We start from the raw sequence: 26,142 nt of genomic DNA on the forward strand, positions 1-26,142 counted from the left end.
TGGCCTTCCAGATACTCGGTGACAAGTTTTAGTTTAAATTCTTCACTATATTTAGCCATAAAAACACCCCCAAAAGTTAGTTTTCTACTCTAACTTTTGGGGGTCGATACCAACGTGTCCCCGGGAGTCTCCCCCATCTTAATCGTGTTACATCAATACATTTTGAACGAGGCTCGTCTTCAAGCTTTCGTACACTTCCTGCCAGACCCCTCTATCCTTGATGTATTGAGAGGTCAAGCGCTGGATCATCTCTTTCTGTTTTTCAGGGAACAGTTCATGATCCCTCGGTGGAAGCTTCGCCCGCTCATCATCGACGATCTTTTTCACCATGGGAGCTCTCGGCCCCCACACCAGCTTTTCCTGACCTTCCTTATCAATAAAAATAAAGATCGGAATCGCCCTCGACGTCCCATTGGTCAGATATTGATCCATCAGTTCAAGATTTTCATCCCTCAAAATCATGCGAACGTCCAGATTGGCCGCCTCGGCAACAGTAAGAAGGATCGGGATGTTCAGCATGGCGTCACCGCACCAATCCTCCGTTATGGCAATCACCCGTAAAGATTGCTCTCCCAGTTGATTCAACAAATCTACGTCTTCTCGCGGAATCTTAAAGCCCTTTCGGATGGCTTCTGTATTTTCTTTATGAGCACTCATATTTTCTATGTATTCTTCCGGTGTCATTCCTTTATCAAACCATTGTTCCAAGTTCATTCTTTTTCCTCCTCCAGTGGTTCTCAGGCAGTGAATCACTGTGTTCTTTTCTTGGAAATTCTCTCTCTAGCATATGCATGTTCCTCGTAATCTACAAGTGAAAGTCAGATAGAATCCAATCAAAATTTCAATTGTACGATTATGCCTGTAGGAATATAATATAAGAAAAGCAACTTCGTGAACAGGTTCGAATGAACTGCTCCCCGGTGATTAATTTCCATCTAAAAAAAGGAATAGCGAAACCGCTACTCCTTAACCATTTTTCCAGAGGGGGATGGAATTAGGTAAGTATGGAAAGAGGCATCTCTTTCTTGCATCTTTCCCTGACAGAAAAAAAGCTGACTCAATTGTCAGTTTCATCCTCTCATTTTTTGGTTACATTAAATGGATATAGGACGACTCTTTCCATTGAACCATCTTAGACATCCTGTGATTTTTCAATTATTTTTGTCACTTTATTGTAGTAGTAGTTCAGCTCGACTAAGCTATCTGCCTCCCTCAGCCGCTTAAGGTAGTGGTTCGCTTTTTCATAATCTTCTGGTGGCAGTTCAACCTTGATTCTTTTTTTCTTCCACTTCGCCAACAGGTTTCACCTCATTATGGTTTGGAGATCCTCCCTTAGAGGTCGGTTCGAGCTGATAATGAGATAGCTCTTGAATATAGGATGCTTTGGTCGCTGCTAAATTCTGTTCAATTTTTCGAGTGATGACGGAACTTCCCCCGATTCCTGATAATAAACTGATATAGATGACATACCAGATCGGGACTGTTTCAACCACCGGTAACACGGACAGATACCCTGCCAGAACGCCTATGATAATATCCTTCGTTGAGCCAAAAAGATAATGTTTCTCACCCTGGTCATCAATAAATTTTCGTGGGAAAGTGAAATGACCATTTTTGAAAACCAGAATATGTCCTAAGCCCCCAATACCACCCATCAACATTGGCAACAAGATCACTTCGAATAAGGACATTCTATCCACCCTCTGGAATCATTTACTATTATTATATATTATTTACAGAAAATTCAGAATAGATATTTGGACGCAATTTTGTCCACTAAAGGAGCGCCATTATGCGAAAAATTGTGATGAAAGTCTCGTCAATCGACAAACTTCGATTTCAAAACTATATGATGCAGCTAAAAAGGGCTGAATCGAAAGTAGAAGCCGATACGTACTACCGCCTTGCCAAACAGATCCTGGAGAAAGCGAAAAGGAAGCAAATGTGATGATTCCTCACTGTACTTCCTTGTAAAAACACAAAAAAGAAGAGCCATTACAGCCCTTCTCTCCTCTCTACCTGTTTAGTTGACGCCTACCGCATTATACGCAGCATTCACACTTGCCACTTCAGCACTTCCTGCACCATATAAATCCGTTGCTGCCTGAACCGCCGCTGAACGCAGCTGGCTGTAGTTGGATGATGGTGTTAAATACTGAGTCAGGGCACGATAATAGATCTTCCCGGTCTTGGCCGTTCCGATTCCCGTCACCTTCACACCATAGTGTGTACCACCTTGACTTAACAGGTATGCAGCCTTATTTCCGATTCCGCTGTTGATATGAACCCCGCCGTTATCCTGCGTACCTGTGTATCTTACTGAATAGTGATCGGGATCACCGTACTTCGCTGGATCAGACATGGAACGGAGGGCATCACCACTCTTATTTGGTGTGTAAATATCTTCCCCGATCTCCCAATCCGGATTGTTATTTGCGTCGTACTCTACCAATGTTCCAAAAATATCGGACATAGATTCATTGATGGCCCCTGATTCATTTTGATAGATGAGATCGGCTGTTGTATCCGTCACGGCATGTGTCAGCTCATGGGCGATGACATCAAGTCCGCCGGATAATGATACGAACGTCGATCCATCTCCATCACCGTAAACCATCTGTTGACCATTCCAGAATGCGTTATTATAGTTTCTACCGTAATGGACAGTCGATTTCAAGGCTGCTCCATTGCCGTCATAGCTATTTCGATTATGGGTATTCTTATAATAATCATACGTCGTTCCTGCATAGTAATGTGCATCTACTGCCGCTGCGTCGTAACTTGCGTTAAATAGATTATCGCTGTCTGCCCACAGTGAGCCCGGAAGACGGGTACGGTTTGATCCATCATAAGTGAAAATGCCATTCCCTCTCGTACGATCCTGTAAATAATAGGTTGAAGAAGAAAGGTACGTATTGAGTGATTTCGTATCTCCTAATACGCCCTTACCGGAACCGACAGTATCCGTACCTCCAGTGGCACCTCCACCGCCGCCTGGCTTACCGGCTCCTTTACCCGCTTCATGGATTTCATTCACCTTGGCAAGGATATCACCTGTGACAGCATCCACGAAATAATTCCAGTTCCCAGGCTCCGGTGCCAGGAAATTATAGTTTACGAGATATGCATAATGAGCTTCACCGTCTTTCACATAGATCACTGATTCGGATTTCGGGGCGTATTCATAATCAGGCTGGCTGCCCACTGCCTTAACCAGATCCTTTTCAGCTGAAGAAACGGCTTCTTTTTTAGATAGTTTCTTCGTTTGTTTCAGGTTTTGTTTCTCATCAAGGCTCGCTGCCGGCGCTCCTGATAGAGCTGTGAGCACCCCTTCTTTGTTTACGTGTGCAGTCAGGACAGCCCCATAAACAGGAGTTCCCTTATATACTTGCTGGATGCGAAGATATGTAAATCCTAGATCATCCTTCTGCTTTTCTACTACTTTGAACGATAATTTAGAATCACCTTTAAACTTGAACGTCTTTTGTTTGTCTGTTAAATAATCAAATACAACTGTTTCCGGAGCCTTTGAAGATGCCTTCGTCAATTGACCCGAAATAAATTGAGGAGTTCCCATCTGCGAATTGAAATTCACCTTTTCACTCACATTTGAAGCTCCAAATGCTTCCGAGGCCAAGACCGGACTCATCATCAACCCAGCTGTCAATCCTAATGCAACGACTTTTTTCTTCAATTACAACACCTCTTTGAAAGAATTTTCAAACTATTAAGAACATTAGATATACTATAATACAAGCCTCCAACATTACGAACGAGCCGAAAGACCTAAAATTCATCTTTTCCAACATCGGGTTAAATGACCTACACAAAACGGGCAAAAACCACTTTGGTCAGGAAAATTTGAACAATAAAAGAGGGACGGACCTTGAAATATCTCAAGGTCCGTCCCTCTTCCACATAGGAAAGCCCCCTGAAAACCAAATGTTTTCGGGGGGCTTCATGAACAATATTATCGTTTTTGAATTTCTTGAAGCAATAATTTGTTTACCAGCGGCGGATTTGCCTGTCCTTTTGTCGCTTTCATGATTTGACCGACAAGGAAGCCGATGGCGCGGTCTTTTCCGTTCTTGAAGTCTTCGATGGATTGTGGATTTGCATCAAGCGTTTCCGTCACGATCTTGAGTAGTGCACCTTCATCAGAAATTTGAACAAGGCCTTTGTCTTTCACGATTTGCTCAGGATCTCCACCGTTTTCCACTAATTCCTTGAACACTTTCTTCGCAATCTTGGAAGAAATCGTCCCTTTTTCAATCAACTCGATCATGCCTGCCAGTCCTTGAGGAGTCAGCTTAACATCTTCCAGTTCCTTTTGCTGTGCATTCAGGTATGCCGAAACTTCACCCATCAGCCAGTTGGAGGCAAGCTTCGCATCTGCACCTGCTTCAACGGTATCCTGGAAGAAATCAGACATTTCCTTCGTCAATGTCAGAACCATGGCATCGTACGCAGGTAAGCCAAGCTCTTCTACATAGCGCTTTTTACGCTCATCCGGAAGCTCAGGGATCTCTGCACGGATGCGGTCCATCCACTCTTGGTCGATGTGAAGATGCAGTAGGTCCGGTTCAGGGAAGTAACGGTAATCATCCGATCCTTCTTTTACACGCATAAGGATCGTTTTACCCGTCGATTCATCGAAACGAAGTGTCTCCTGTTGAATCAACCCTCCAGATAAAAGTACTTTCTCCTGGCGGACGATTTCATACTCCAATCCTTTTTTAACAAAGTTAAAAGAGTTCAGGTTCTTCAGTTCGGCTTTCGTTCCAAACTTCTCCTGACCGATTGGGCGCAGGGAAATATTGGCGTCACAACGAAGGGATCCTTCTTCCATTTTACAGTCTGAAACACCTGTGTATTGAATGATGGATTTCAACTTCTCAAGGTATGCATACGCTTCTTCAGGAGTACGGATATCCGGCTCGGATACGATCTCAATCAGTGGCGTTCCTTGACGGTTATAGTCGACAAGGGAATAGCCGTCGCCTGAGTGAGTCAGTTTCCCCGCATCTTCTTCCAGGTGAAGACGAGTGATCCCGATGCGTTTCTTCTCACCGTTCACTTCGATTTCAATCCAGCCATTCTCTCCGATCGGCTTATCAAATTGAGAAATTTGGTAGGCTTTCGGATTATCAGGATAGAAATAGTTTTTACGGTCAAACTTTGTATCCGTGGCGATCTCACAGTTCAATGCAATCGCGGCTTTCATACCGAACTCAATGGCACGTTTGTTCACGACCGGAAGAACACCAGGGTATCCTAGGTCGATCACGTTCGTGTTTGTATTCGGTTCTGCTCCGAAATGGTTCGGTGCTGGAGAAAACATCTTACTGTCCGTTTTTAATTCTACGTGGACTTCTAGTCCGATTACTGGTTCAAAGTTCATTGATTTCACCCCTTACAGTTGTGGTCTTTTTGTATGGAAATCTGTAGCCTGCTCGAATGCATGGGCTACGCGATAAATCGTGCTTTCGTCAAAATGCTTACCGATGATCTGCAGTCCAAGGGGCAGTCCTGTTGAAGAGAATCCACAAGGAACCGAGATTCCCGGCACGCCTGCAAGGTTTACTGGGATCGTTAAAATATCATTGGCATACATCGTTAATGGATCATCGATTTTTTCCCCGATTTTAAACGCCGGAGTCGGTGTTGTCGGTCCGATGATGACATCATATTTCGCAAATACATCTTCAAAGTCTTTTTTGATCAGCGTACGGGCCTGTTGTGCTTTCTTGTAATAAGCCTCATAGTAACCTGAGCTGAGTGCAAACGTTCCAAGCATGATACGACGCTTCACTTCATCCCCGAAGCCTTCTGCACGGGTTTTCTTGTAAAGATCAAGAAGGTTCTCTGCGTTCGGAGTACGGTATCCGTAACGAACACCATCGAAGCGTGCAAGATTGGCAGACGCTTCCGAAGATGCTAGTAAGTAATACGTTGAAACCCCGAATTTAGAATGAGGAAGGGAAACCTCTTCCCATGTAGCACCCATGCCTTCCAACACGTTCAATGAAGCAAGAACGGCCTGGCGGGCTTCTTCCCCGACACCTTCACCTAAATATTCTTTCGGAACAGCAATTTTCAAGCCTTTCACATCACCTGTAAGGGCTTCTGCATAATTCGGAACCTCTACATTCGCTGAAGTTGAATCATTCGGATCAAGACCGGCGATTGCCTGCAGCAAGTACGCGTTGTCTTCTACATTACGAGTGATTGGTCCGATTTGGTCAAGAGATGAAGCAAATGCCACAAGACCGAAACGGGATACACGTCCGTATGTCGGTTTTAATCCGACAGTACCCGTGAATGCCGCCGGCTGACGGATCGATCCACCTGTATCTGAACCTAGAGAGAAAGGTACTTCCCCAGCTGCAACGGATGCTGCTGAACCACCTGAAGATCCGCCTGGGACCGTTTCAAGATTCCATGGGTTGCTCGTCTTCTGGAAACCGGAGTTCTCCGTAGAGGAACCCATCGCAAACTCATCCATATTCAATTTACCGATCGTAATCGTATCGGCACTATGTAATTTATTGATGACCGTCGCATCATAAATCGGATTGAAGTTTTCAAGGATTTTACTTGCACAGGTCGTGCGAAGACCCTTTGTCACGATGTTATCCTTGATTCCGATCGGCATTCCGAAAAGAAGGCCTTTACTTTCATCCGTACCAAGCTTCGCGTCCATTTCCTTCGCTTTACTGCGGGCATTCTCTTCATCCAATGTTAAAAATGCCTTTACTTTGTCTTCCACGGCATCGATTCGTTTGTACGACTCGTCTACCAGATCTGTGACAGAAACTTCTTTCTTATATAAAAGCTCATGAAGCTCTGATAATTTATGGTCAAATAATGACATGAGGTCCCCTCCTTAGTCCAAGATCGATGGAACACGAACTTGTCCATCTTGTTTGTCTGGTGCGTTCTTCAATACTTCTTCACGTGGCAGTCCTTCAACAGGCTTATCTTCACGCATCACGTTCTTCATATCCAGTACATGACTCGTTGCTTCCACATTTGAAGTATCCAATTCATTCAGCTGCTCGGCAAACCCGATAATCGCATCCAGCTGAGTCGTAAACTTCTTCGCTTCATCCTCTGTGATGGCTAGTCGTGCAAGGTGTGCAACATGCTTTACCTGCTCTTCAGAAATTCTAGACATCTTCTTCACCTCCGTATATGTTCGAACACTCACAATACTATTGATAATACCAAAATTCGCTTCATTAAAGCAACTATGATAAGAGATAACCATTGTTAGGGGCATGGCTGATTCTTGTCCATACCTCCGTCTATTCTATCACGAAATGAGGGGTGGGTGTGATTTTGTGAGGAACGCTGGTATAGACTAAGCGTCCTGAATAAATGATAGGGGTGGATTGTCTTTTTTAGCTGGGGAGTGGTTCTTCAAGGTGATACATGGACGGTTTGGCATGGATTCTATGACATTGAAATCTTCCTTCGCGGGAGGATCATGCGGGATTTTCCGGGCGGGGTCTCTGCTAATTGATGGAGGAAAAGGTTGTCAATACGGGCCACGGGAATTAGATTGCGTCATTTTGGACGTTGATTGCGTCATTTTCCAGATAATTGCGTCGTTATTTTATTTATTGCGTCATTTACCCAATTAATTGCGTCTTTTTTCTTTTCAATCGCGTTAATTACCATATAATGGATGTAATTGCACTTTTCAATCTTCCAAATAAAGGACTCCCCCTCCCCGAAACCGAATCTATAAAAAGAGGTGATTTCATGAAAATATACAGTTTCAAACAAAATACCGGAAAATCCATTCACCAATTCAACAGTCAAAACGTTATGATCCATCCTTTACTGAAGCCAGATGATCCATTCCAAATCGGGTATTTTTATTTAGAGGAAAACAGCGTGCTGGGCATGCATCCAGCCATGTGCGATCAGCTTCTGATGATCACGTCAGGACGAGGCTGGGTGAGGCTCGAAGGAGGAGAAAAAATCATGGTGGAACCGGGCATGGCCGTCTTTTGGCAGGAGGGTGAAATGCATGAATCCGGATCCGAAGATGGTATGACAGCCATTGTAGCCGAAGGAAGCAGTCTCGACCCCGAGCGATACCTCCCTGCGGACTAAAGCATTCCATTTGCTTCCTTTCCTCCATTTGATTACCTTTAAATAGAGTACTTAAATGGAGAGGGTTTTCACAATGCATCCAATTCTACTAGCCTTCATAGCGGGTGTGATAGGCGGCGGGCTGTTCACGGTCCTGCATCTCCCCCTGTCCTGGCTTCTAGGTTCCATGGTTTCAGTCTTTCTCATCAACAAATGGACAAAATTTGAGCTTGCCTGGCCGTCTTATCTCCGGGATCTTGGATTAATCATCGTCGGCTATGCCATCGGGCAATCGTTCAGTCAGAAAACGATGATTGAAATCTTCACTCAGCTTCCTTCCATGCTCACGATGACGGTTGCGATAATCGCCTTCAGTATGGTCCTTGCTTACATTACGTCCAAAATGACAGGAATAGGTTTGTCTTCAACGGTTACCGGTAGTATACCTGGTGGGCTTTCCCAAATGGTGGCTCTCGGGGAGGAGATGAAGGATATTGACTTAACCGTCGTGACGATCCTTCAGGTCATCCGGCTACTGTCTGTCATTTTCGTGGTACCGTTCCTGGTGTTCAGTCCCCTTTTAGCTGGAGGAGGAACGGGTCCAGGTCCTGCCGCGGGTCAATTTGAGATTCCTTCTTTTCACTGGGGGTTTGTCCTTTTTTTCATGATTGCCATTGCAGCAGGCTTCATGGCTAGAAGAATCCACCTGCCTACCCCGACTTTACTTGGTCCGATCCTGGTGATCGGCGGCTTCATGGTGGCTGAATTGCCGGTCCCGCATATGCCCGGACTGTTCATTATTCTGGCTCAATTATCTCTGGGTATTTATTTTAGTTTCATGATGAATTTCTCGTCATCCAAATCGATGGGCAAGTTCATCTTATGGTCGTTATTTACTTCCCTGTGCCTGCTTTTAGGTTGTGTGGGACTAAGCTTTTTATTAAGCCGCTGGCATGATGTGTCTTTTTTGACTGCGTTCATTAGCATGGCTCCCGGCGGCATGGCAGAGATGGCACTGGTCGGACAAGCCGTCAACGCAGATCTTTCCATCATTACCGGATACCATTTATTCCGGATTTTATTTATTCTGTTCATCATCCCAGCGATTTTGAAAGGGCTTTTTAAACTGTCGATTTTTCAAAAAGGCCATCACGATTAGAAAAGCTTATTTTTAATCGATGAAAATAGGCTTTTCTTTGGCTTCGACTTTGCTTCAATCACTTTCTCACTTTTTTTCTGCACATAGATCTCTTCCTGATCAATGGCATGATCATAAGCGAGGACGAGTCCGATATCCGTCTCGATCTCCTTATTGGTCACCATGGAAAACGACACGTGATACGTATCGGCAAGCTTGATGTATTTAGATAAAAAGGTATAGCTCATGTTACCATTCAGTAAAAGTTTTGCATCAGGATGCCTCTTCAAATGATCCTGAACTTCCTTGTATATTCCCTTTTCCCTCACCTGGCTTTGGGTAAGGGCAATGACGATCCGCTCTCTCAGGGTCCCCAGAAACTTCCTTCTTTCATCAGGCTTGGTTTGTTTTTGCCCATATATTCCATTTTCCAAGTAATCATCTATGGTTGGCTTACTCAAAAGCATTGCACCTCCAAAACGTCTTATTACAGTTTCTCCTACACTATATGTTTACATGTGTTCATTTGGTTCTGTCCCATTTTCTCTTATGGGAATGCTTTCAGGCAACTAAAAGGGTCCGCTCTGAAATGTGAGCGGACCCTTTGCCATTTATATAAACAATGATTGTAAAATCGCCTTCTGGACATGCAATCGATTCTCCGCCTGTTGAAATACAGCGGAACATGGACCGTCGATGACGGCTGCAGTGACTTCTTCTTCCCGGTGTGCCGGAAGACAATGAAGGAAGGTCACATTGGGAGAAGCATGACTCAGCAGCTCTTCGTTCACTTGGTATCCCTTAAAATCCTGGAGGCGCTTGAACGCTTCCTCTTCCTGCCCCATACTGGCCCAAACGTCCGTGTAGACGACATCAGCAACCTTAACCGCTTCATTCGGGTCATGGGTCAGGGTAAAACTCCCTCCGCTTTTCATAGCCAGATCCACCGTTTTCCCTATGATATCTTCCTTCGGTTCGTACCCTTCAGGACAGGAAACGACGACCTCCATCCCAAGCATGGCACAGAGGATCATGAAGGAGTGGGCCACGTTATTGCCATCCCCGATATAGACGACCTTCACCCCTTTCAACGTCCCCTTGGTTTCCAGGATCGTGAGGACATCGGCCAACGCCTGGCATGGATGATACGTATCGCAAAGACCGTTGATGACGGGGACATTCGCATACTCTGCCAACTCTGTCACTTTCTCCGTCTCGAACGTACGGATCATGATCCCGTCCACATAAGAAGACAGGACGCGTGCTGTATCCGCAATCGACTCCCCTCTTCCAAGCTGGATATCGCGGGAATTCAAATAGATGGCGTGACCTCCCAATTGGAGCATTCCCGCTTCAAATGACACCCTTGTTCTGGTGGATGACTTTTCAAAGATCATTCCGAGAGTCTTTCCTTCGAGGCTCTTTGAATAAGGGTTTTCCTTCAAGTACTGAGCCAATGATAAGAGTTCATGGACCTCCTCCGCCGTATAATCGAGCCACGTGACGAGGTCTCTTCCTTTTAACGACATTTTCTCCGGAGATGGTGCAATAGTTGAATGGTTCATACTCGGCTCACTCCCTGAATGGATTTTGAATGGACTAAAGGCTTCGGCTGGACGTGTGCGTTCTTGCTCCGCATGAAGGCTTGCAGGGTTTCCGCTTCGGTTATGACGGTGACACCCGCTTCCAATGCAGCGATTCTTCTCTTCTTCATCGTGTCCGTTTCCTCATCATTGAAGTAGACACATGCATGATCGGTTTGGATCCATTCACTGAATAATGCTTCTTCAGCCGTTTGATATTGCTTAATCTCTGTCTGCTCACAATCGACGTACATGGTTCCCCCTGCTCCAACTCCCCCATGCAGCTCTTCAAATACTTTGTATAGAGCTTCTTCAACGGTTTCCCCTAGACATAGACCTTCTCCCGTCGACTTCATATTCGCACCGAGGATCTGATCGATCTCAGGTAAAGCATGGGATGAGAACACGGGATACTTCACCCCGACTCCTTTTATTTCGGGAGGAGGGTCAAAAGCATCGATGGTCAAACGCTCCCCGCACATGAGATCCGTAGCCATATCGATCAACGGAAAACCAAGGATCTTACTGACTATCGGTACGGTGCGGCTGGCCCGGGGGTTGACTTCCAATACATACACATTTTGATTCTGCAGCAGGAATTGAATATTCATGATCCCTTTATACTGAAGCCCGGATACGATTTTACGGGCATACTCTTCAATCGTCTCCTTGATTTCCCCTGATAGAGATTCGGAAGGGAAGATGGACATGCTGTCCCCTGAGTGGACGCCGGCCCGTTCGATATGTTCCATCACACCAGGCACATAGACGTCTTCCCCGTCCCCTACAAGATCGATTTCCACTTCCCGGCCTTCTTTAAATTCATCTACCAATATAGGGAAATATTCTTCATCTGCGGTTTGGATGAAGCGCTGCATTTCCTCAAGGCTCTTCACTTTCACCACCCCTTTGCCTCCGATGACATAAGAAGGGCGGCATAGAAGAGGGAAGGCCAGGTTTCCGGCAACAAGCATCGCTTCTTCTTTACTGTGGCATATGTCCCCTTTCACACGGGGGATCATGCATCCATCAAGGAGTTGATAAAAACGCTCCCGATTTTCAACCCGGTCAATGATATCGGATGAGGTTCCGAGCAGTGTGATTCCTTCTCCTTCTAACATACGGGCAAGGTTCAACGCCGTTTGTCCACCGAATTGAACCAGTACGGTATCGACCCTCTCATGCTTGATGATGGCAAGGACCGATTCTTTCGTAAGTGGTTCAAAGTATAATCTGTCTGCGGTTTCATAATCGGTACTGACGGTTTCGGGATTGTTATTCACCATGATCGTGGTGTACCCGTGCTCTTTCAAACGCTTGATGGCCTTGACGGCGCTGTAGTCAAATTCGACTCCCTGACCGATCCGGATCGGTCCCGCCCCGATGATCAGGACTTTTTTCTCCCCTGGTAAAGTCTCGATTTCATTTGTCCCATAATACGTCGAATAGGCGTAGTTCGTAATGGCCTCAAACTCGCCGGCGCAAGTATCGACCATTTTAAATGCAGGAACGATTCCTTCTTCCATTCGCAAATCGACGATAGACGCTTCAGCCATTCCCGTCAGCCCGGCAATGGTACTGTCCTCAAACCGTAACTCCTTCGCTACTTTCAATAGCTCTGCACTGAATGAAGAGCTTCTGAGCTTATGTTCCATATCAACAAGATTGCTCATCACCGACAGGAACAGCTTATCAATCCCCGTCATTTCGTGAAGGGAATCGATGGATCGTCCACCTCTTAACAACTCCATCAGTTCAAAGAATCGTGAATCCGTCGGCGTAGCAACCTTTTTCTCCAATTCATCCAATGATAGACCTGCCATATTCCCATACAGGCTCTCCAGTGAAAGGTCCAAGGATTGAAGCGCCTTTTGAAACGCCGCCTCTAATGAGCGCTCGATCGCCATCACTTCTCCCGTTGCTTTCATCTTCGTTCCGAGGACCCTGTTCGCTTCAGGGAATTTATCGAACGGCCATCTGGGGAATTTCACGACTACGTAATCAAGGGCAGGTTCAAAGCTTGCATAGGTGGTCCTGGTCAGGGGATTGATGATTTCATCCAATGTGTAGCCGACCGCAATCTTCACTGCTACTTTGGCGATGGGATAGCCCGTTGCCTTGGATGCCAGGGCAGATGACCTGCTCACCCGCGGATTCACTTCAATGACATAGTATTGGTTGCTGTTAGGGTCTAAAGCAAATTGTATATTGCATCCACCCACTACTTCTAATGCGCTTACGATATCAAAGGCGGCCGTACGGAGCATATGAAACTCCCGGTCTGTCAACGTCTGGGACGGGGCCACGACGATGGAATCCCCCGTATGGACCCCTACCGGATCGAAGTTTTCCATATTGCAGACCGATATACAATTTCCTTTCGAATCTCTCATCACTTCATACTCGATTTCCTTGAAACCGGCGATGCTTTTTTCCACAAGCACTTGATGGATCGGACTCGCTTTCAAACCGGATAGAACGAGTTTTTTGTATTCCTCCATACAGGAAGCGATCCCGCCCCCTCTCCCGCCTAACGTATAAGCAGGGCGGACGATGATCGGAAGGGCAATCTCCTTAGAAAAAATCAGGGCCTCTTCCAGGTCATGGACGATGCTGCTTTCCGCCGTCGGGTGACCCAAAGCTTCCATTAACGACCGGAACTTTTCTCTGTCCTCCCCTTTTTGGATCGAATCAACGGACGTACCGAGCAGTTTCACACCGTACTTCTCAAGCACCCCTTTCTCATGGAGACCGACGGCAAGATTCAAGGCGGTCTGCCCACCGAGACTCGCCACCAACCCTTGTGGTCGTTCCTTTTCGATGATGGCCGTCAAGGTTTTTACGGTCAGAGGTTCACAATACACTGTGTCGGCATAAGCGGTATCCGTCATGATCGTGGCCGGATTGTGATTCACAAGGACTACATCATAGCCCTCTTCTTTCAGGGCAAGACACCCTTGCGTGCCGGAATAATCGAATTCAGCCGCCTGCCCGATGATGATGGGTCCCGATCCGATGATCAGGATTTTTTGAATACTGGAATCTTTAGGCATACAATTTCTCTCTCCCCGGTTGTTTAATCGAATGATAGAATTGCTGGAATATCCACGAAGCATCTTCCGGTCCGGGACGTGCTTCGGGATGGAATTGAACGGAAAGGATCGGCTTACTATTATGCTGAAGGCCTTCAAGGGAACCATCATTGACGTTCATAAATCGTGGCTCAAGCCCTGTCCCGATTAAACTGGCTTGATTCACGACATAATTATGGTTTTGCGATGTGATGAACACCTCACCCGTCTTGTTGTCTATGACCGGGTGATTCGCCCCTCTGTGCCCGAATAACAATCGATCCGTTTCCCCTCCCAGTGCAAGGGCGATCAATTGGTGACCCAGGCAGATTCCGAGTGTCGGCATTTGCAGGATTTTCTCTTTCAGCTGTGGTAAGAAGGACATCATTTCCTTCGGGTCCCCAGGGCCGTTGGATAAAACCAGTCCGTCCACATTCAGCTGATCCAACTGCGCGATTTGGTGATACGGGATGACCGTCACGAGACAATCCATTTTCAACAAGCTTGATACGATCGATTTTTTTACACCAAAATCGACGACGGCGATATGCTTGCTGCCGCTTCCCGTTTGAAACATTTCTGAAGCAGCGACTTTTTCGATTTGACCGGTGAGTGTTTCCTCCTCAGGCAGCATTTCTGTATATGAAATGCACGCATTTTGACTTCCCTCATGACGGATCTCTTTTACAACCTGTCTCGTATCCACCCCTGTCATGAAAGGAATCTTCCATTTTTGAAGATAATCCTTAAGGGACGAAGCCGCTTTATAGTGGGAAAATGATTCAGCTGAACCGAGCATGACGACCCCTTTCACCTGGGGCTTCCCGCTTTCGAAATCGTCTTCATTCACACCGTACTGGCCGATGAGAGGATAAGTGAAAACGACGATCTGATCCTTATAGGAAGGGTCCGTCAGCACTTCCTGATACCCTGTCATTCCTGTGAAAAATACAATCTCACCCTGAACGGGGCCCTCTTCCTCCATCATGACTTCCCCTGTAAAGGTGCTGCCGTTTTGCAAACATAAATAACCTGTCATGAGTTGACCTCCTATGAATAAATAATTACATTAAGGTATTTTTATACATTCATCACGAAAAAAATTTAGTAGACTCCGGTTGATTGGTGTTGCTTGATTGTATGGATCAATATTTGAAGAGCCTGATCGAGTTCAGCATGGGTAACCGTCAATGGTGGTAATAACCGGATGACATGTGCTCCTGCCGGAAGGGTCAATAATCCATTATGCCGGAGCTCGGCAATGATATCACTCACTTCCTGATCGAAAGAGATACCGATCATAAAACCGATCCCTTTTACTTCCTGGACCATGTGATATTCCTGAAGCTTGAGGTTCAGTTGTTCCATGAAATACTTCGATTTATGTTGAACCTCTTTCAGGAATCCATCTTCGAAAATCGTTTCCATGGTTGCTTTCGCTGCCGACATCGCTAACGGATTCCCTCCGAATGTCGATCCATGCGTTCCTTGTGAAAAGGATGGGACGAGTACTTTCTTCCCCATCATGGCCCCCACCGGAAACCCGCTACCGAGTCCTTTTGCAGCCGTGACGATATCCGGATCTAGTGAATAGTGCTGGTAAGCAAAGGGCAGTCCCGTCCGTCCCGCCCCTGTCTGGACTTCATCGATGATGAGTAACGCATCCAGTTCGCGGCATTTGGCTTCAACCGCCTGCAAAAAGGAAAGTGTTCCCGGGTTGACTCCCCCTTCCCCCTGGATCACTTCGAGCATTATGGCGGCCACATCCCCATCCTTCACTTCTGATAGTGTCTCCTCATCGTTGTATGGAAGATAGTCAAAGGTCGGCAGCAGGGGACCGAATCCGCTATGGATCTTCTCCTGTCCGGTCGCACTCATCGTTGCGAATGTACGGCCGTGAAAGGATTGCTCAAAGGTCAGGATCTTCGTCTTTCCTGTATGTTTCTTCGCAAGCTTAATCGCTGCTTCATTCGCTTCCGCTCCACTATTGCAGAAGAAGACGGCATCAAGGCCACTTGCAGAAGCTAGGAGTGTAGCCGCCTCTTCCTGTTTCGCGATCGTGAACAGATTCGATACGTGCCAAAGTGTATCCATTTGCTTCTCCACTGCTTCTTTTACAACAGAAGGGGAATGCCCTAAGTTACAAACGGCGATTCCTGAGATGAAATCCAAATAGGATGTACCATTCTGATCCTGTACCTCCGTACCTTTACCCGAGACCAATTCAATGTCTAACCGATTATACGTTGGGAATACATGACTCATATCGCTTGAACCTCTTTTCCTTCTGTAATTCGGGTGCCGATCATTTCCCCATCCTGGATGATGGAATCCCGGCATCCGACAATCATCACTTCATTGATATGTTTGTTTAAAACCGAAAGAGCCGCCTGCACCTTAGGGATCATTCCACCGTAGATGACGCCGGATTCAATATAATGCTGAATGACTTCGATTGTTACACGTGAAACAAGTTCACCGTCTTTCAAGATCCCAGGTACATCGGTGACAAATACCAGTTTCTCAGCCTTCAGTGCTTGGGCGACGGCTGCTGCAGCAAGATCAGCATTCACATTTACCCTTTCTCCTTCCCCTGTCGTTGCAAGGGGGGCAATCACCGGCATGTAGTTTAATGATAGTAGATTATGCAGCAGCGTGAGGTTGACCTCTTCAATTCTCCCGACAAACCCAAGAGACTCTTGATCTACGAAACTCGCCTCGAGTAATTGAGCATCGTACCCGCTTAAGCCGACAGCTTTTACCCCTTCCCGGTTGAGTCGGTGGACCAATGCGCTGTTCACCTTCCCCTTCAGCATTTGTTCGGCAATGTTGAAAACATCCTTCGTCGTCTTTCGCTGGCCGTTGATGAACGTGGAGGGTATTCCAAGCTCCTTAAGTGTTGCCGTAATCTCTGGCCCCCCGCCGTGAACGAGGATCACATGGTAGTGCTTCTGCAGATCTTTTATGCTTTTATAGAAAAGGGACGACAGCTTGGAAATGATACTCCCACCGAGTTTCACTACAATCACAGGCTTATGTTCGGTAACTTGCATTGATTTTGACGTAATCATACGTAAGATCGCACCCCCATGCTTTTCCGAATCCTTCTCCACTATTCAGTAATACAGAGATGCAAACATATTCATCACTCATGTACCCGCTGACCTCCTCTTCATTGAAGGGTTGAGGAGTCCCATTTGAAAATACGAGGGTGTTCCCGATACGGATATCACATTGATGAGGGCTGAGGTCGACTCCACTATGGCCCATCGCTCCGACGATCCTTCCCCAGTTCGGGTCTCCGCCGAAGAGGGCCGTCTTCACCAGATTGGAACCGACGATTTTTTTGGCTAAAATGTTGGCATCCTGATGGGACTGTGCTCCTGTGACATTCACTTCCACCAGTTTGGTTGCACCTTCTCCATCCCTTGCAATTTGTTTCGCCAGATCTTCACATACAAGGGTCAATCCTTTTTGAAAGTGAGTCCAGTCAGGATGATTTTCCTGAAGAGTTTCATGATCCACCATGCCATTGGCCAAACTGATGACCATATCGTTGGTGGACGTTTCCCCGTCTACAGTGATTTGATTGAAGGATTGATCAATGGCTGTTTTAAGGGCAGTCTGCAGAACGTCCGATGATATGGTGGCGTCGGTTGTAATAAAACCGAGCATCGTCGCCATATTCGGATGAATCATCCCCGAGCCTTTCGCACAGCCTCCGATGGTGACGGTCTTCCCGTCAATCATTACCTGATAGCACGACGATTTCTCGATTGTATCCGTCGTGAGGATCGCCTGTTGGAAAGACTGTGCACTTTCCGGGTCCCCATCGACCTGGATTTCACTGCAGCCCTTTTTCATCTTATCCATGGGAAGCCATTCCCCGATGACACCTGTGGATGCAACGGCGACGTACTCTTCGGGGATCCGGAACCGTTCTGCGGTCCATTCCCTCGTTCGATAGGCATCCCTCAACCCTTGTTCACCTGTGCACGCATTTGCAATGGCACTGTTTACGACGATTGCCTGTAGTTTATGAGATTGGGAAATGCTTTCCTGTGTGACTTTGAGGGGAGCCGCTTGAAAATGACTTTGTGTATAAACCGCTCCGCATTGTGCAGGCTTCTCGCTGTAAATGACACCGAAATCCTTTTTGGCATAGCGCAGGCCGGTATGTATACCGCCAGCCTTATATCCAAAAGGTGACAGAATCGTTCCTCCCTTGATAGGTTTCACTGTTTCTTCTTTTACCAGTTTCATTGATTCTCCCCCTCTTATGGATAAATTGGATAGTGATGAAGACCTGTCGTTTCGTCCAAACCCAGCATCACGTTCATATTTTGCACCGCCTGACCCGCCGCTCCCTTTACCAAATTATCGATCACTGATACGATCGTCACCCGGTTCGTCCGTGGATCTGCTTTGATGGATAAGTCACAGAAATTGGTGCCGAATACTTCTTTGGTGCTCGGGAACTGCCCGACCGGACGAATCCTGACGAATGGATGCTTTTCATAAAAGCTTTTATAGCGTGTATGTAGCTGCTCAGTGGTGCAGGTGTCCTTTAAGTCCGCGTACATCGTCACCATGATTCCCCTCGTCATGGGAATGAGGTGAGTCGTGAATGTGATTGGGCCCGCTTCACTACTCCATTCCTTCAACTGCTGTTCAATTTCTGGTGTGTGCTGGTGCTGATGGACCTTATAGATTCGTAGGTTTTCCTGAGTCTCGGAAAAATGACTGGATTGACTCGCTTTCCTCCCCGCCCCGGATAAACCTGTTTTGGCATCGATGATCAAGGAGTGAGGATCTATAAGATTCTGTTGATAGAGCGGAGCCAGCCCCAGCAGGGTCGCTGTCGGGAAGCAGCCCGGGTTGGCAATCAGGTCCGCTTCCCTGATGGCGTGGGGATTGATTTCAGTCAGTCCATAGACCGCTTTCCCGATGACATCCTGCGGAGCAGATTCTCCTTTATACCACTCTTCATATTCACCCGGATCCTTTAAACGCAGGTCGCCTGAAAGATCGATCACTTTCGCCTTTTTTCCCATGAGCTTCTGAGCAAGCTCCTTTGAAACGCCGGAAGGCACCGCCAGGAATACGAAATCAAGCTGTTTCATCTCTTCGATCATGATCGGCTTCACACTTTCATGGGAAAGACCGGATAGATGCGGATACTGCTCCGAATATGAACTCCCTTCCAGGGAAGATGAATACAAAATACATTCATTCACATTCGGATGATTCGACAACAGACGATACAACTCCACACCACCATACCCGGTACTACCAACTATACCAACATCCAATACCTCTCACCCCAAACAATAAATTTAAATTAGGTCTAATTATATGAGTGTATATTAATAAAATCAATAGTATATTTATAAATTTTACTATAAAGTTACTTTATTCACATATTCACTCCGATAGTACTAGAAACATATAAAAGTCCGTCCCTCGCTGTTGAGGGACGGACCTTTATGTGTATTTTAATAGTATTTTAGAATTGTGCTGCTTCCGTAGATCCTTTCAGGGCCGTTGTGGAGGAGGTTCCACCTGAAATCACCATGGAGACTTCGTCGAAATAGCCGGTTCCGACTTCACGCTGATGTCTTGTAGCGGAATATCCGTGCTTTTCGCTGGCAAACTCTGCTTCTTGAAGCTGTGAATAGGCAGCCATACCGCGATCTTTGTACCCTCTCGCAAGCTCGAACATACTGTGGTTCAGTGCGTGGAAGCCTGCAAGTGTGACGAACTGGAATTTATAGCCCATTTTTCCGAGCTCCACCTGGAATTTGGCAATCGTTTCATCGTCCAATTTCTTTTTCCAGTTAAAGGACGGGGAACAGTTGTAAGCCAGTAACTTTCCTGGATGTTCAGCATGAATCGCCTCTGCAAACCGGCGTGCTTCCTCAAGACTCGGCTCTGACGTTTCACACCACACAAGATCTGCATAAGGAGCATATGCAAGGCCTCTCGCAATTGCCTGATCGAGGCCGGCATTTGTGCGGAAGAACCCTTCAGGAGTTCGGTCTCCGGTAATGAACTGGGCATCATACGGATCGACATCACTCGTGATCAAATCCGCGGCATTGGCATCCGTACGGGCAACGATCAAGGTCGGTACGCCCATTACGTCCGCTGCAAGACGGGCGGAAATAAGATTCTTTACAGAAGTTTGAGTGGGAAGAAGCACCTTGCCTCCGAGATGACCGCACTTTTTCTCCGAAGAAAGCTGGTCTTCAAAATGGACCGCTGACGCCCCTGCTTCAATCATGCCTTTCATTAATTCAAATACATTCAACTGTCCGCCGAATCCCGCTTCTGCATCGGCAACGATCGGTACGAACCAATCAATCGATTCATCCCCTTCTACATAATGGACCTGATCGGCACGCTGAAGGGCCTGGTTGATCCTCTTCACGACGGATGGGACTGAGTTTGCCGGGTACAGACTTTGATCAGGATACATATGTCCTGAAAGGTTAGCATCCGCTGCAACCTGCCACCCGCTGAGATAAATGGCTTTCAGTCCGGCTCTTACCTGTTGGACCGCCTGGTTTCCTGTCAGGGCACCCAGGGCATTGATATAATCCTCCTCATGAAGCAAATTCCATAGTTTCTCAGAACCCCTGCGGGCAATTGTGTGTTCGATATCAATCGATCCCCTTAGTCGAATAACATCTTCCGCTGAGTAAGGGCGGGTGATCCCTTTCCATCGATGATCCATTTCCCAGTTTTCCTGAAGTGCCGTTACACGTTCGTTATTTGCTTTTACCATATTGAATCTCTCCCTTTTTTGTTTTTATACATACCGGTGTATGTTTGATGTATGGTACTTCGTCATTGGTTGAGGTCCGTCCCTCATTCAGGTGAAGCGGTAATTGAGTAAAGTAATTATGCTTGCTCTACCAACTCTTGACCGGGTCTGCCCTTTAAAGGATCCGGTAGCCGGGATTGGTGAGGAAGTCTGTGAACTGGTCGTTCTGGATGAGTTGGTCGAACAGGTCGACGGCTTCAGAGAATCGTCGTTCCTTGTATCGTTCTTCTCCCAGTTGGCTTTTGAGTACTGTCAGCTCTTCCTGCTTGAGCTGATCGTAGAGCTCCATGGTGATATGCCGTCCATCCTCGAGGATCCCTTTCGGATGACGGATCCATTGCCATAGCTGGGCACGCGAGATTTCTGCCGTGGCCACATCTTCCATCAGATTATGAATCGGTGCCGCTCCTTGGCCGCTCAGCCACGATGAAATGTATTGAATGCCTACATTAATGTTCAGTCGGACACCTTCTTCGGTTATCGCTCCTTGAGGAACTTCGAGAAGCTCCTGTTCAGATACTTCCAGTTCCAGCAATGTTTTCTCTTTGATCTGGTTCGCTTTTTTCATTTCCCGATTGAATACGTCCATGGCAACCGGTACCAGACCAGGATGTGCGACCCACGTTCCATCATGACCATCCCTTGCTTCCCGTTCTTTATCTGTTTTCACTTTATTGAACGCTTCTTCGTTCTTGACAGGATCGTTCTTGACAGGAATCTGCGCCGCCATACCGCCTATAGCGGGAGCTCCCCTTCTGTGACAGGTCTTAATCGTAAGCAGGGAATATGCTCTCATGAATGGCGCCGTCATCGTGACCGATGAACGATCGGGAAGAATCACATCTTCCTGTTCCCGAAGCTTTTTGATATAGCTGAAGATATAATCCCATCTTCCACAATTCAACCCTGCTGAGTGTTCTTTTAACTCATAAAGGATTTCATCCATTTCAAATGCCGCTGTGATCGTTTCGATCAGGACCGTCGCTTTGATCGTCCCTTGGGGAATTCCCACATAATCCTGGGCAAATACAAATACTTCATTCCAAAAACGTGCTTCTTCATGGCTTTCTAATTTAGGTAAGTAAAAATAAGGGCCTTTATTCAGTGAAGTTAAGTGAGTCGCATTATGGAAGAAGAATAAGCCAAAGTCGACAAGGCTTCCTGATAGAGACCCTCCATCCAGTTCCATGTGTTTCTCTTCCAGGTGAAGTCCTCTTGGTCTTACGATCAGAACCGCGTGCTCTTCGTTCAATTCATAACGCTTCCCGTTTGTCTCGAAGTCTATCGTGTGATGTACAGCATCTCGGAGGTTGATTTGTCCTTCTATGAGGTTCGTCCATGTAGGTGAGGTGGCATCTTCAAAACATGCCATGAAACATTTCGCTCCTGAATTCAGAGCATTGATGACCATTTTGCGATCAACCGGTCCTGTGATCTCCACCCTTCGATCCTGCAGTGCTTTTGGAATCGGAGCAACCTTCCACTCACTTTGGCGGATCGATTCGGTTTCCGTCAAAAAGTGAGGAAGCTCTCCTCCATTGATCCGCTCCTGCTTCTTCTCTCTGTTGTGTAACAGCTCCCTGCGTTTCTCCCCGAACCTGCGCTCCAGCTGTTCTAAAAACTGCAGTGCCTCAGAGGATAACATTTCATCAAAGCCCGGTTTAAGTTCTCCGGTTACCTTGATACCAACCATTTGAGTCGACATAGAACGTATTCACTCCTTAAGCGTATTAAACAAATCATTATTGTTATAATACAGATTAATTAACATGTTTGTATTGTATAACAGATGGATTGAATTTGGAACACCTTTTTCAGAATTTTCATTCGACATTTTTCGCAAGGGGTTAATAACACAAAAAGAGGTCCGTCCCTCATCGCATTAAAGCGGTGAGGGACGGACCTTCAGTAACCATAACCATTTCGATATTTATAGTTTGTTTTCCAAGTCCTTCATTCTCTTCTCCATTTTTTTATTCTGTTCATAAACAAGCATTGCAAATGTCAGGGACGTTCCAGCCACTATAAGAGCGATAAAACTCATCATCTCAGCTACCTCCTTATTCTTTAATTTTGTATATAAAAGTCTTTCTTTCTGCACCACTCGATCGATTCACTAATCTTTTACGTATTTATCGACCTGATAGTTTCATTTTTTTGGAAATACGGAAGGTCCGTCCCTCAAAAAAAAGAACTAACCCTTTTTTGGATTAGTTCTCTCTAATTATTCATAAATGTGTAAATAGGTTTCTTTACTGCCCGGCTTCTTGATGATCAGCGCTTCAGGTCCATAGGAAGAGGAGACGAGGAGTTCTACGTCCCAGCTGTCCGGGGTCTGCTTGCCGATCATATTGGTCAGATGCTGGGCGAATCCGATGGTTTCAGCTTTCCCCTGGAAGGACAGGGCCACCTCGAATTCCATTTTGGACAGCTTCTGATCTTGATAGAGCGCTTGTCCTGTCAGTCCTGTGTATACAGGAAAATACTTTTCGATGTCTGTTTTCAATTCGTTAAAGACTTTGTAATCGTTCGGATGGTTCTCCTGGGCTGCCGGTGAAGGGAATAAATAATAGTCTTCATTGATCCCTTTCCAGTCCTGAATGCCGGTTTGGTCCGGTTCCACGGTTGTGTAGGCGAAGAAATGACCGGGTACGACCTGATCCTTCGGAGCCTGCTTATAGAGTGAAATCATAATCGGCACGTTCTGGAGTTCTTTTTTCTCACGAAGTCGGTTGAGTACTTCACCTGCGATTTTCGCTCCCTGCTCTTTCAAAACCTCATTGGAAAGGTTTTTTACAGTTCTTGTACCATTAGACATATTGGTCTCATATTGGACAGAATTCAGGGACAGGGCGATGGCCACTCCACCAAGACGCACCTTGTTATCTTCTTTTTTCATCAAGTAATTATGTTCGACGACATGGGCCAAATAGATGGGTGCATTTTCCCCTTTTGACTGCACGGGATTAAGTCCGACATTCTCAGACTCCTTCAACCCTTTTTCCTTCAGCTGTTCACTGGTGTACTTTCGTTGCAGCCAGCTGTCAACCGTCTTCTTGGTCAGGAATTGACCTTCTTTAAAGAAATATTCATCCGTCGAAAATCGATTTTGGGCAACCCTTAATAAGCCCGTCTCGATTTCATTGATATCATATCTTGAGCCCAGGTCATTCACAACGACGCCCCTGGTATTACTCGTTTCATACGGAAGCATCGTCTTGTAGTATTCTTTCGAAATTTGAAAGCTTGGTATGATGGCTTTCTTGGCTTCGCTATCCTGATTTTCCTGGACGACCTGATCCTGTTTCTCAAATGTCGGTGCACAGCCTCCCAGTAACACTAATGCGGCGAGAGCGACCGAAATCCCTTTTTTCATTCCTCGTTACACCTCTTATCGGTTAAGTTCTTCCATCAGCTTATCCTCATCCCAGACTTCTATATTTAAGTCATTTGCTTTCGTAAGCTTTGATCCCGCTTCTTCCCCTGCAATGACAAGATCGGTTTTCTTGCTGACACTGCCGGTAACTTTACCGCCTAGCATCTCGATTTTTTCTTTTGCTTCATTTCGGCTCAATCGTTCGATTTTCCCTGTAAGGACTATGGTCTTGCCTGCAAAGTACGAGTCGACGTCACTGGCTGATACAGGCTTTGGTCCTTTGTATTCAAGGTTCACGCCGGCTTCTTTCAGCTCCTGCATGAGTTCTTTCACTTCATCGTTTTCAAAGTAAGCGACAATGGCGTCGGCCATTTTATCCCCGATCTCATTCACATTCGTCAGTTCTTCTTTCCGGGCGTCCATCAGTCTGTCCATTGAGCCGAATTCCTGCGCCAACGTCTTCGCGGCTTTGGCTCCTACGTGGCGGATGCCAAGACCGAATAACAGTTTCTCGAGGGAATTCCCTTTCGACGTTTGAATGGCTTCCAACAAATTATCAACGGATTTCTCGCCCATCCGTTCCAGCTGAAGAAGCTGATCGCGCTCAAGTCTGTATAAATCGGCTACGTCTTCAATCAAATTTTCCCTGAACAGCTGACTGATCACTTTTTCTCCCAGTCCATCGATGTTCATGGCGTTGCGGGATACAAAGTGTATGAGCCCTTCCCGGATTTGCGCGGGACATTTCGGATTGATGCAGCGGAGGGCCACCTCCCCTTCAAGTCTCACAAGTTCACTTTCACATTCCGGACAATGAGTCGGCATCAGGAATTCCTGTTCTTCACCGGTTCTCTTGTCCTCCAGCACGTTCACCACTTCAGGAATGATGTCCCCCGCTTTTTTAATGACGACGTGGTCACCGATTTTGATATCTTTCTCTCTGATCAGATCTTCATTATGAAGTGAGGCACGCTGGACGGTCGTTCCAGCTACCCGGACCGGCTCCAGGATCGCAGTCGGTGTGACGACACCTGTACGCCCTACACTTAATTCAATCTCCTTCAAAACCGTGACGACTTCTTCGGCAGGAAACTTGAACGCAATGGCCCACCTCGGGCTTTTCGCTGTCGTTCCAAGTTCCTGCTGCTGATCAAGGGAGTCGACCTTTATGACGATCCCGTCAATGTCATAGGATAGATTCGGACGTCCCTCTGTCCACTTCCCGACAAATTCAAGGACTTCTTCAATGGTCGCACACCGTTTGCGTTCCGGGTTTGTTTTAAACCCGAGTTTATCAAGCGTGTCCAAGCCTTCGCTATGGGAGTCGATTCCTGTATCCCCGATATCAGCCAGGGCATATAGGAAAATGTCGAGATTCCGGGATGCCGCGATTTTCGGATCCAGCTGGCGGAGTGAACCTGCCGCTGCGTTACGCGGATTGGCAAAGGGTTCTTCCCCTTTTTCTTCTTTGATCTTATTCAGTGCTTCGAAGGATCCTTTCGGCATGAATGCCTCTCCCCGGACTTCGAAGGACATTTTCTCTGAAATCTTTAACGGGATGGAACGGATGGTCTTCAGATTCGATGTGATGTCCTCACCTATGGACCCGTCACCCCGTGTAGCCCCTTGGACGAACGCTCCGTCTTCATATCTGAGAGAAACGGCCAAACCATCGATCTTCAGCTCGCAAACGTAGGAGAAGTCCTCCCCGACCGCTTGACGGACACGGCGGTCAAAGTCACGAAGATCTTCTTCATTAAAGGCATTCCCAAGGCTCAGCATCGGCGTTCTGTGTTCGACTTTTTCAAAAAAATCAAGAATGGTTCCACCCACACGCTGGGAAGGTGAATCCGCTGATTTCAATTCCGGAAACTGGTCCTCGAGTTCAATGAGTTCCCTGAGGAGTTGATCATACTCTGAATCCGGGACAGAAGGTTTGTCGAGGACATGATATTCGTAATTATATTGATTCAATCGTTCGTGGAGTTCATTGATACGGTTTTCGGCTGATTGTCGATCCATTTCCACAACCCTTTCTTGCTTAT

22 protein-coding genes are annotated in these 26,142 nt (G+C 46.5%); 3 read left to right on the plus strand and 19 right to left on the minus strand.

Annotated features, from left to right (window positions below):
- Window positions 1–147 precede the first annotated feature (147 nt).
- The 3 genes from V8G47_RS17750 to V8G47_RS17760 form a co-directional block, all read right to left on the minus strand.
- Window positions 148–714 carry a thioredoxin family protein gene (locus V8G47_RS17750; protein ID WP_336201249.1) on the minus strand — a complete coding sequence of 189 codons (567 nt, stop codon included), beginning with the start codon at window positions 712–714 and terminating at the stop codon, window positions 148–150.
- A gap of 418 nt (window positions 715–1,132) precedes the next feature.
- Window positions 1,133–1,297, minus strand: coding sequence for a hypothetical protein (locus V8G47_RS17755; RefSeq protein ID WP_336201250.1), 165 nt, complete (start codon window positions 1,295–1,297; stop codon window positions 1,133–1,135).
- Complete coding sequence (locus V8G47_RS17760) at window positions 1,263–1,691, minus strand: DUF4257 domain-containing protein (protein ID WP_336201251.1); 429 nt, start codon at window positions 1,689–1,691, stop codon at window positions 1,263–1,265. Before V8G47_RS17760 ends, V8G47_RS17755 begins: the two co-directional genes overlap by 35 nt.
- A 101-nt stretch (window positions 1,692–1,792) precedes the next feature.
- Between V8G47_RS17760 and V8G47_RS17765 the strand changes: the two genes are divergently transcribed.
- Window positions 1,793–1,948, plus strand: coding sequence for a hypothetical protein (locus V8G47_RS17765; RefSeq protein WP_156030059.1), 156 nt, complete (start codon window positions 1,793–1,795; stop codon window positions 1,946–1,948).
- A gap of 75 nt (window positions 1,949–2,023) precedes the next feature.
- Here the strand turns inward: V8G47_RS17765 and V8G47_RS17770 are convergent, their stop codons facing one another.
- The 4 genes from V8G47_RS17770 to gatC form a co-directional block, all read right to left on the minus strand.
- A complete protein-coding gene (locus V8G47_RS17770) occupies window positions 2,024–3,652 on the minus strand; it encodes a M4 family metallopeptidase (RefSeq protein WP_442970874.1) in 1,629 nt (542 codons plus the stop codon).
- A 318-nt stretch (window positions 3,653–3,970) separates the two neighbouring features.
- Window positions 3,971–5,401 (minus strand): Asp-tRNA(Asn)/Glu-tRNA(Gln) amidotransferase subunit GatB, encoded by a 1,431-nt coding sequence (gene gatB, locus V8G47_RS17775; RefSeq protein ID WP_034760868.1) that lies wholly within the window; start codon window positions 5,399–5,401, stop codon window positions 3,971–3,973.
- 12 nt (window positions 5,402–5,413) lie between these two features.
- Window positions 5,414–6,874, minus strand: a complete 1,461-nt coding sequence (gatA, locus tag V8G47_RS17780) for an Asp-tRNA(Asn)/Glu-tRNA(Gln) amidotransferase subunit GatA (protein WP_336201253.1) — start codon at window positions 6,872–6,874, stop codon at window positions 5,414–5,416.
- 12 nt (window positions 6,875–6,886) lie between these two features.
- The gene (gatC, locus tag V8G47_RS17785) at window positions 6,887–7,177 is read right to left on the minus strand and encodes an Asp-tRNA(Asn)/Glu-tRNA(Gln) amidotransferase subunit GatC (protein ID WP_034760864.1); all 291 of its coding nucleotides are present in this window, start codon (window positions 7,175–7,177) and stop codon (window positions 6,887–6,889) included.
- A 590-nt stretch (window positions 7,178–7,767) separates the two neighbouring features.
- Between gatC and V8G47_RS17790 the strand changes: the two genes are divergently transcribed.
- On the plus strand, window positions 7,768–8,124 hold the full coding sequence (locus V8G47_RS17790) for a cupin domain-containing protein (protein WP_336201254.1): 357 nt from the start codon (window positions 7,768–7,770) through the stop codon (window positions 8,122–8,124).
- Window positions 8,125–8,197: 73 nt separating this feature from the next.
- The gene (locus V8G47_RS17795) at window positions 8,198–9,262 is read left to right on the plus strand and encodes an AbrB family transcriptional regulator (RefSeq protein ID WP_336201255.1); all 1,065 of its coding nucleotides are present in this window, start codon (window positions 8,198–8,200) and stop codon (window positions 9,260–9,262) included.
- On the opposite strand, the gene V8G47_RS17800 is transcribed toward V8G47_RS17795, so the two are convergent.
- The 12 genes from V8G47_RS17800 to ligA all read right to left on the minus strand — a co-directional run bounded on the left by V8G47_RS17800 (window position 9,259) and on the right by ligA (window position 26,119).
- A complete protein-coding gene (locus tag V8G47_RS17800; RefSeq protein ID WP_336201256.1) occupies window positions 9,259–9,708 on the minus strand; it encodes a YueI family protein in 450 nt (149 codons plus the stop codon). The two genes, V8G47_RS17795 and V8G47_RS17800, sit on opposite strands and share 4 nt — an antisense overlap.
- 144 nt (window positions 9,709–9,852) lie before the next feature.
- Complete coding sequence (argF, locus tag V8G47_RS17805; RefSeq protein ID WP_336201257.1) at window positions 9,853–10,806, minus strand: ornithine carbamoyltransferase; 954 nt, start codon at window positions 10,804–10,806, stop codon at window positions 9,853–9,855.
- Window positions 10,803–13,877, minus strand: a complete 3,075-nt coding sequence (locus tag V8G47_RS17810; RefSeq protein ID WP_336201258.1) for a carbamoyl phosphate synthase large subunit — start codon at window positions 13,875–13,877, stop codon at window positions 10,803–10,805. The genes argF and V8G47_RS17810 overlap by 4 nt, the downstream gene beginning before the upstream one ends.
- A complete protein-coding gene (locus tag V8G47_RS17815) occupies window positions 13,870–14,934 on the minus strand; it encodes a carbamoyl phosphate synthase small subunit (RefSeq protein ID WP_336201259.1) in 1,065 nt (354 codons plus the stop codon). Before V8G47_RS17815 ends, V8G47_RS17810 begins: the two co-directional genes overlap by 8 nt.
- 65 nt (window positions 14,935–14,999) lie before the next feature.
- The gene (locus tag V8G47_RS17820; RefSeq protein ID WP_336201260.1) at window positions 15,000–16,160 is read right to left on the minus strand and encodes an acetylornithine transaminase; all 1,161 of its coding nucleotides are present in this window, start codon (window positions 16,158–16,160) and stop codon (window positions 15,000–15,002) included.
- Entirely contained in the window at window positions 16,157–16,948 is a 792-nt protein-coding gene (argB, locus tag V8G47_RS17825) for an acetylglutamate kinase (protein ID WP_336201261.1), read from the minus strand. Before argB ends, V8G47_RS17820 begins: the two co-directional genes overlap by 4 nt.
- Window positions 16,929–18,158 carry a bifunctional ornithine acetyltransferase/N-acetylglutamate synthase gene (gene argJ, locus V8G47_RS17830; protein ID WP_336201262.1) on the minus strand — a complete coding sequence of 410 codons (1,230 nt, stop codon included), beginning with the start codon at window positions 18,156–18,158 and terminating at the stop codon, window positions 16,929–16,931. The genes argB and argJ overlap by 20 nt, the downstream gene beginning before the upstream one ends.
- Before the next feature lie 14 nt (window positions 18,159–18,172).
- A complete protein-coding gene (argC, locus tag V8G47_RS17835; protein WP_336201263.1) occupies window positions 18,173–19,207 on the minus strand; it encodes an N-acetyl-gamma-glutamyl-phosphate reductase in 1,035 nt (344 codons plus the stop codon).
- A gap of 194 nt (window positions 19,208–19,401) precedes the next feature.
- On the minus strand, window positions 19,402–20,682 hold the full coding sequence (gene aceA, locus V8G47_RS17840) for an isocitrate lyase (protein ID WP_336201264.1): 1,281 nt from the start codon (window positions 20,680–20,682) through the stop codon (window positions 19,402–19,404).
- A gap of 154 nt (window positions 20,683–20,836) precedes the next feature.
- Window positions 20,837–22,426, minus strand: coding sequence for a malate synthase A (gene aceB / locus V8G47_RS17845; RefSeq protein WP_336201265.1), 1,590 nt, complete (start codon window positions 22,424–22,426; stop codon window positions 20,837–20,839).
- A 519-nt stretch (window positions 22,427–22,945) separates the two neighbouring features.
- A complete protein-coding gene (locus tag V8G47_RS17850) occupies window positions 22,946–24,097 on the minus strand; it encodes a CamS family sex pheromone protein (RefSeq protein WP_336201266.1) in 1,152 nt (383 codons plus the stop codon).
- 15 nt (window positions 24,098–24,112) lie between these two features.
- Complete coding sequence (gene ligA / locus V8G47_RS17855) at window positions 24,113–26,119, minus strand: NAD-dependent DNA ligase LigA (protein WP_336201267.1); 2,007 nt, start codon at window positions 26,117–26,119, stop codon at window positions 24,113–24,115.
- Window positions 26,120–26,142 lie beyond the last annotated feature (23 nt).

The sequence above is a fragment of the Rossellomorea sp. LJF3 genome, from assembly GCF_037046045.1.
In the GTDB taxonomy this organism is placed as follows: domain Bacteria; phylum Bacillota; class Bacilli; order Bacillales; family Bacillaceae_B; genus Rossellomorea.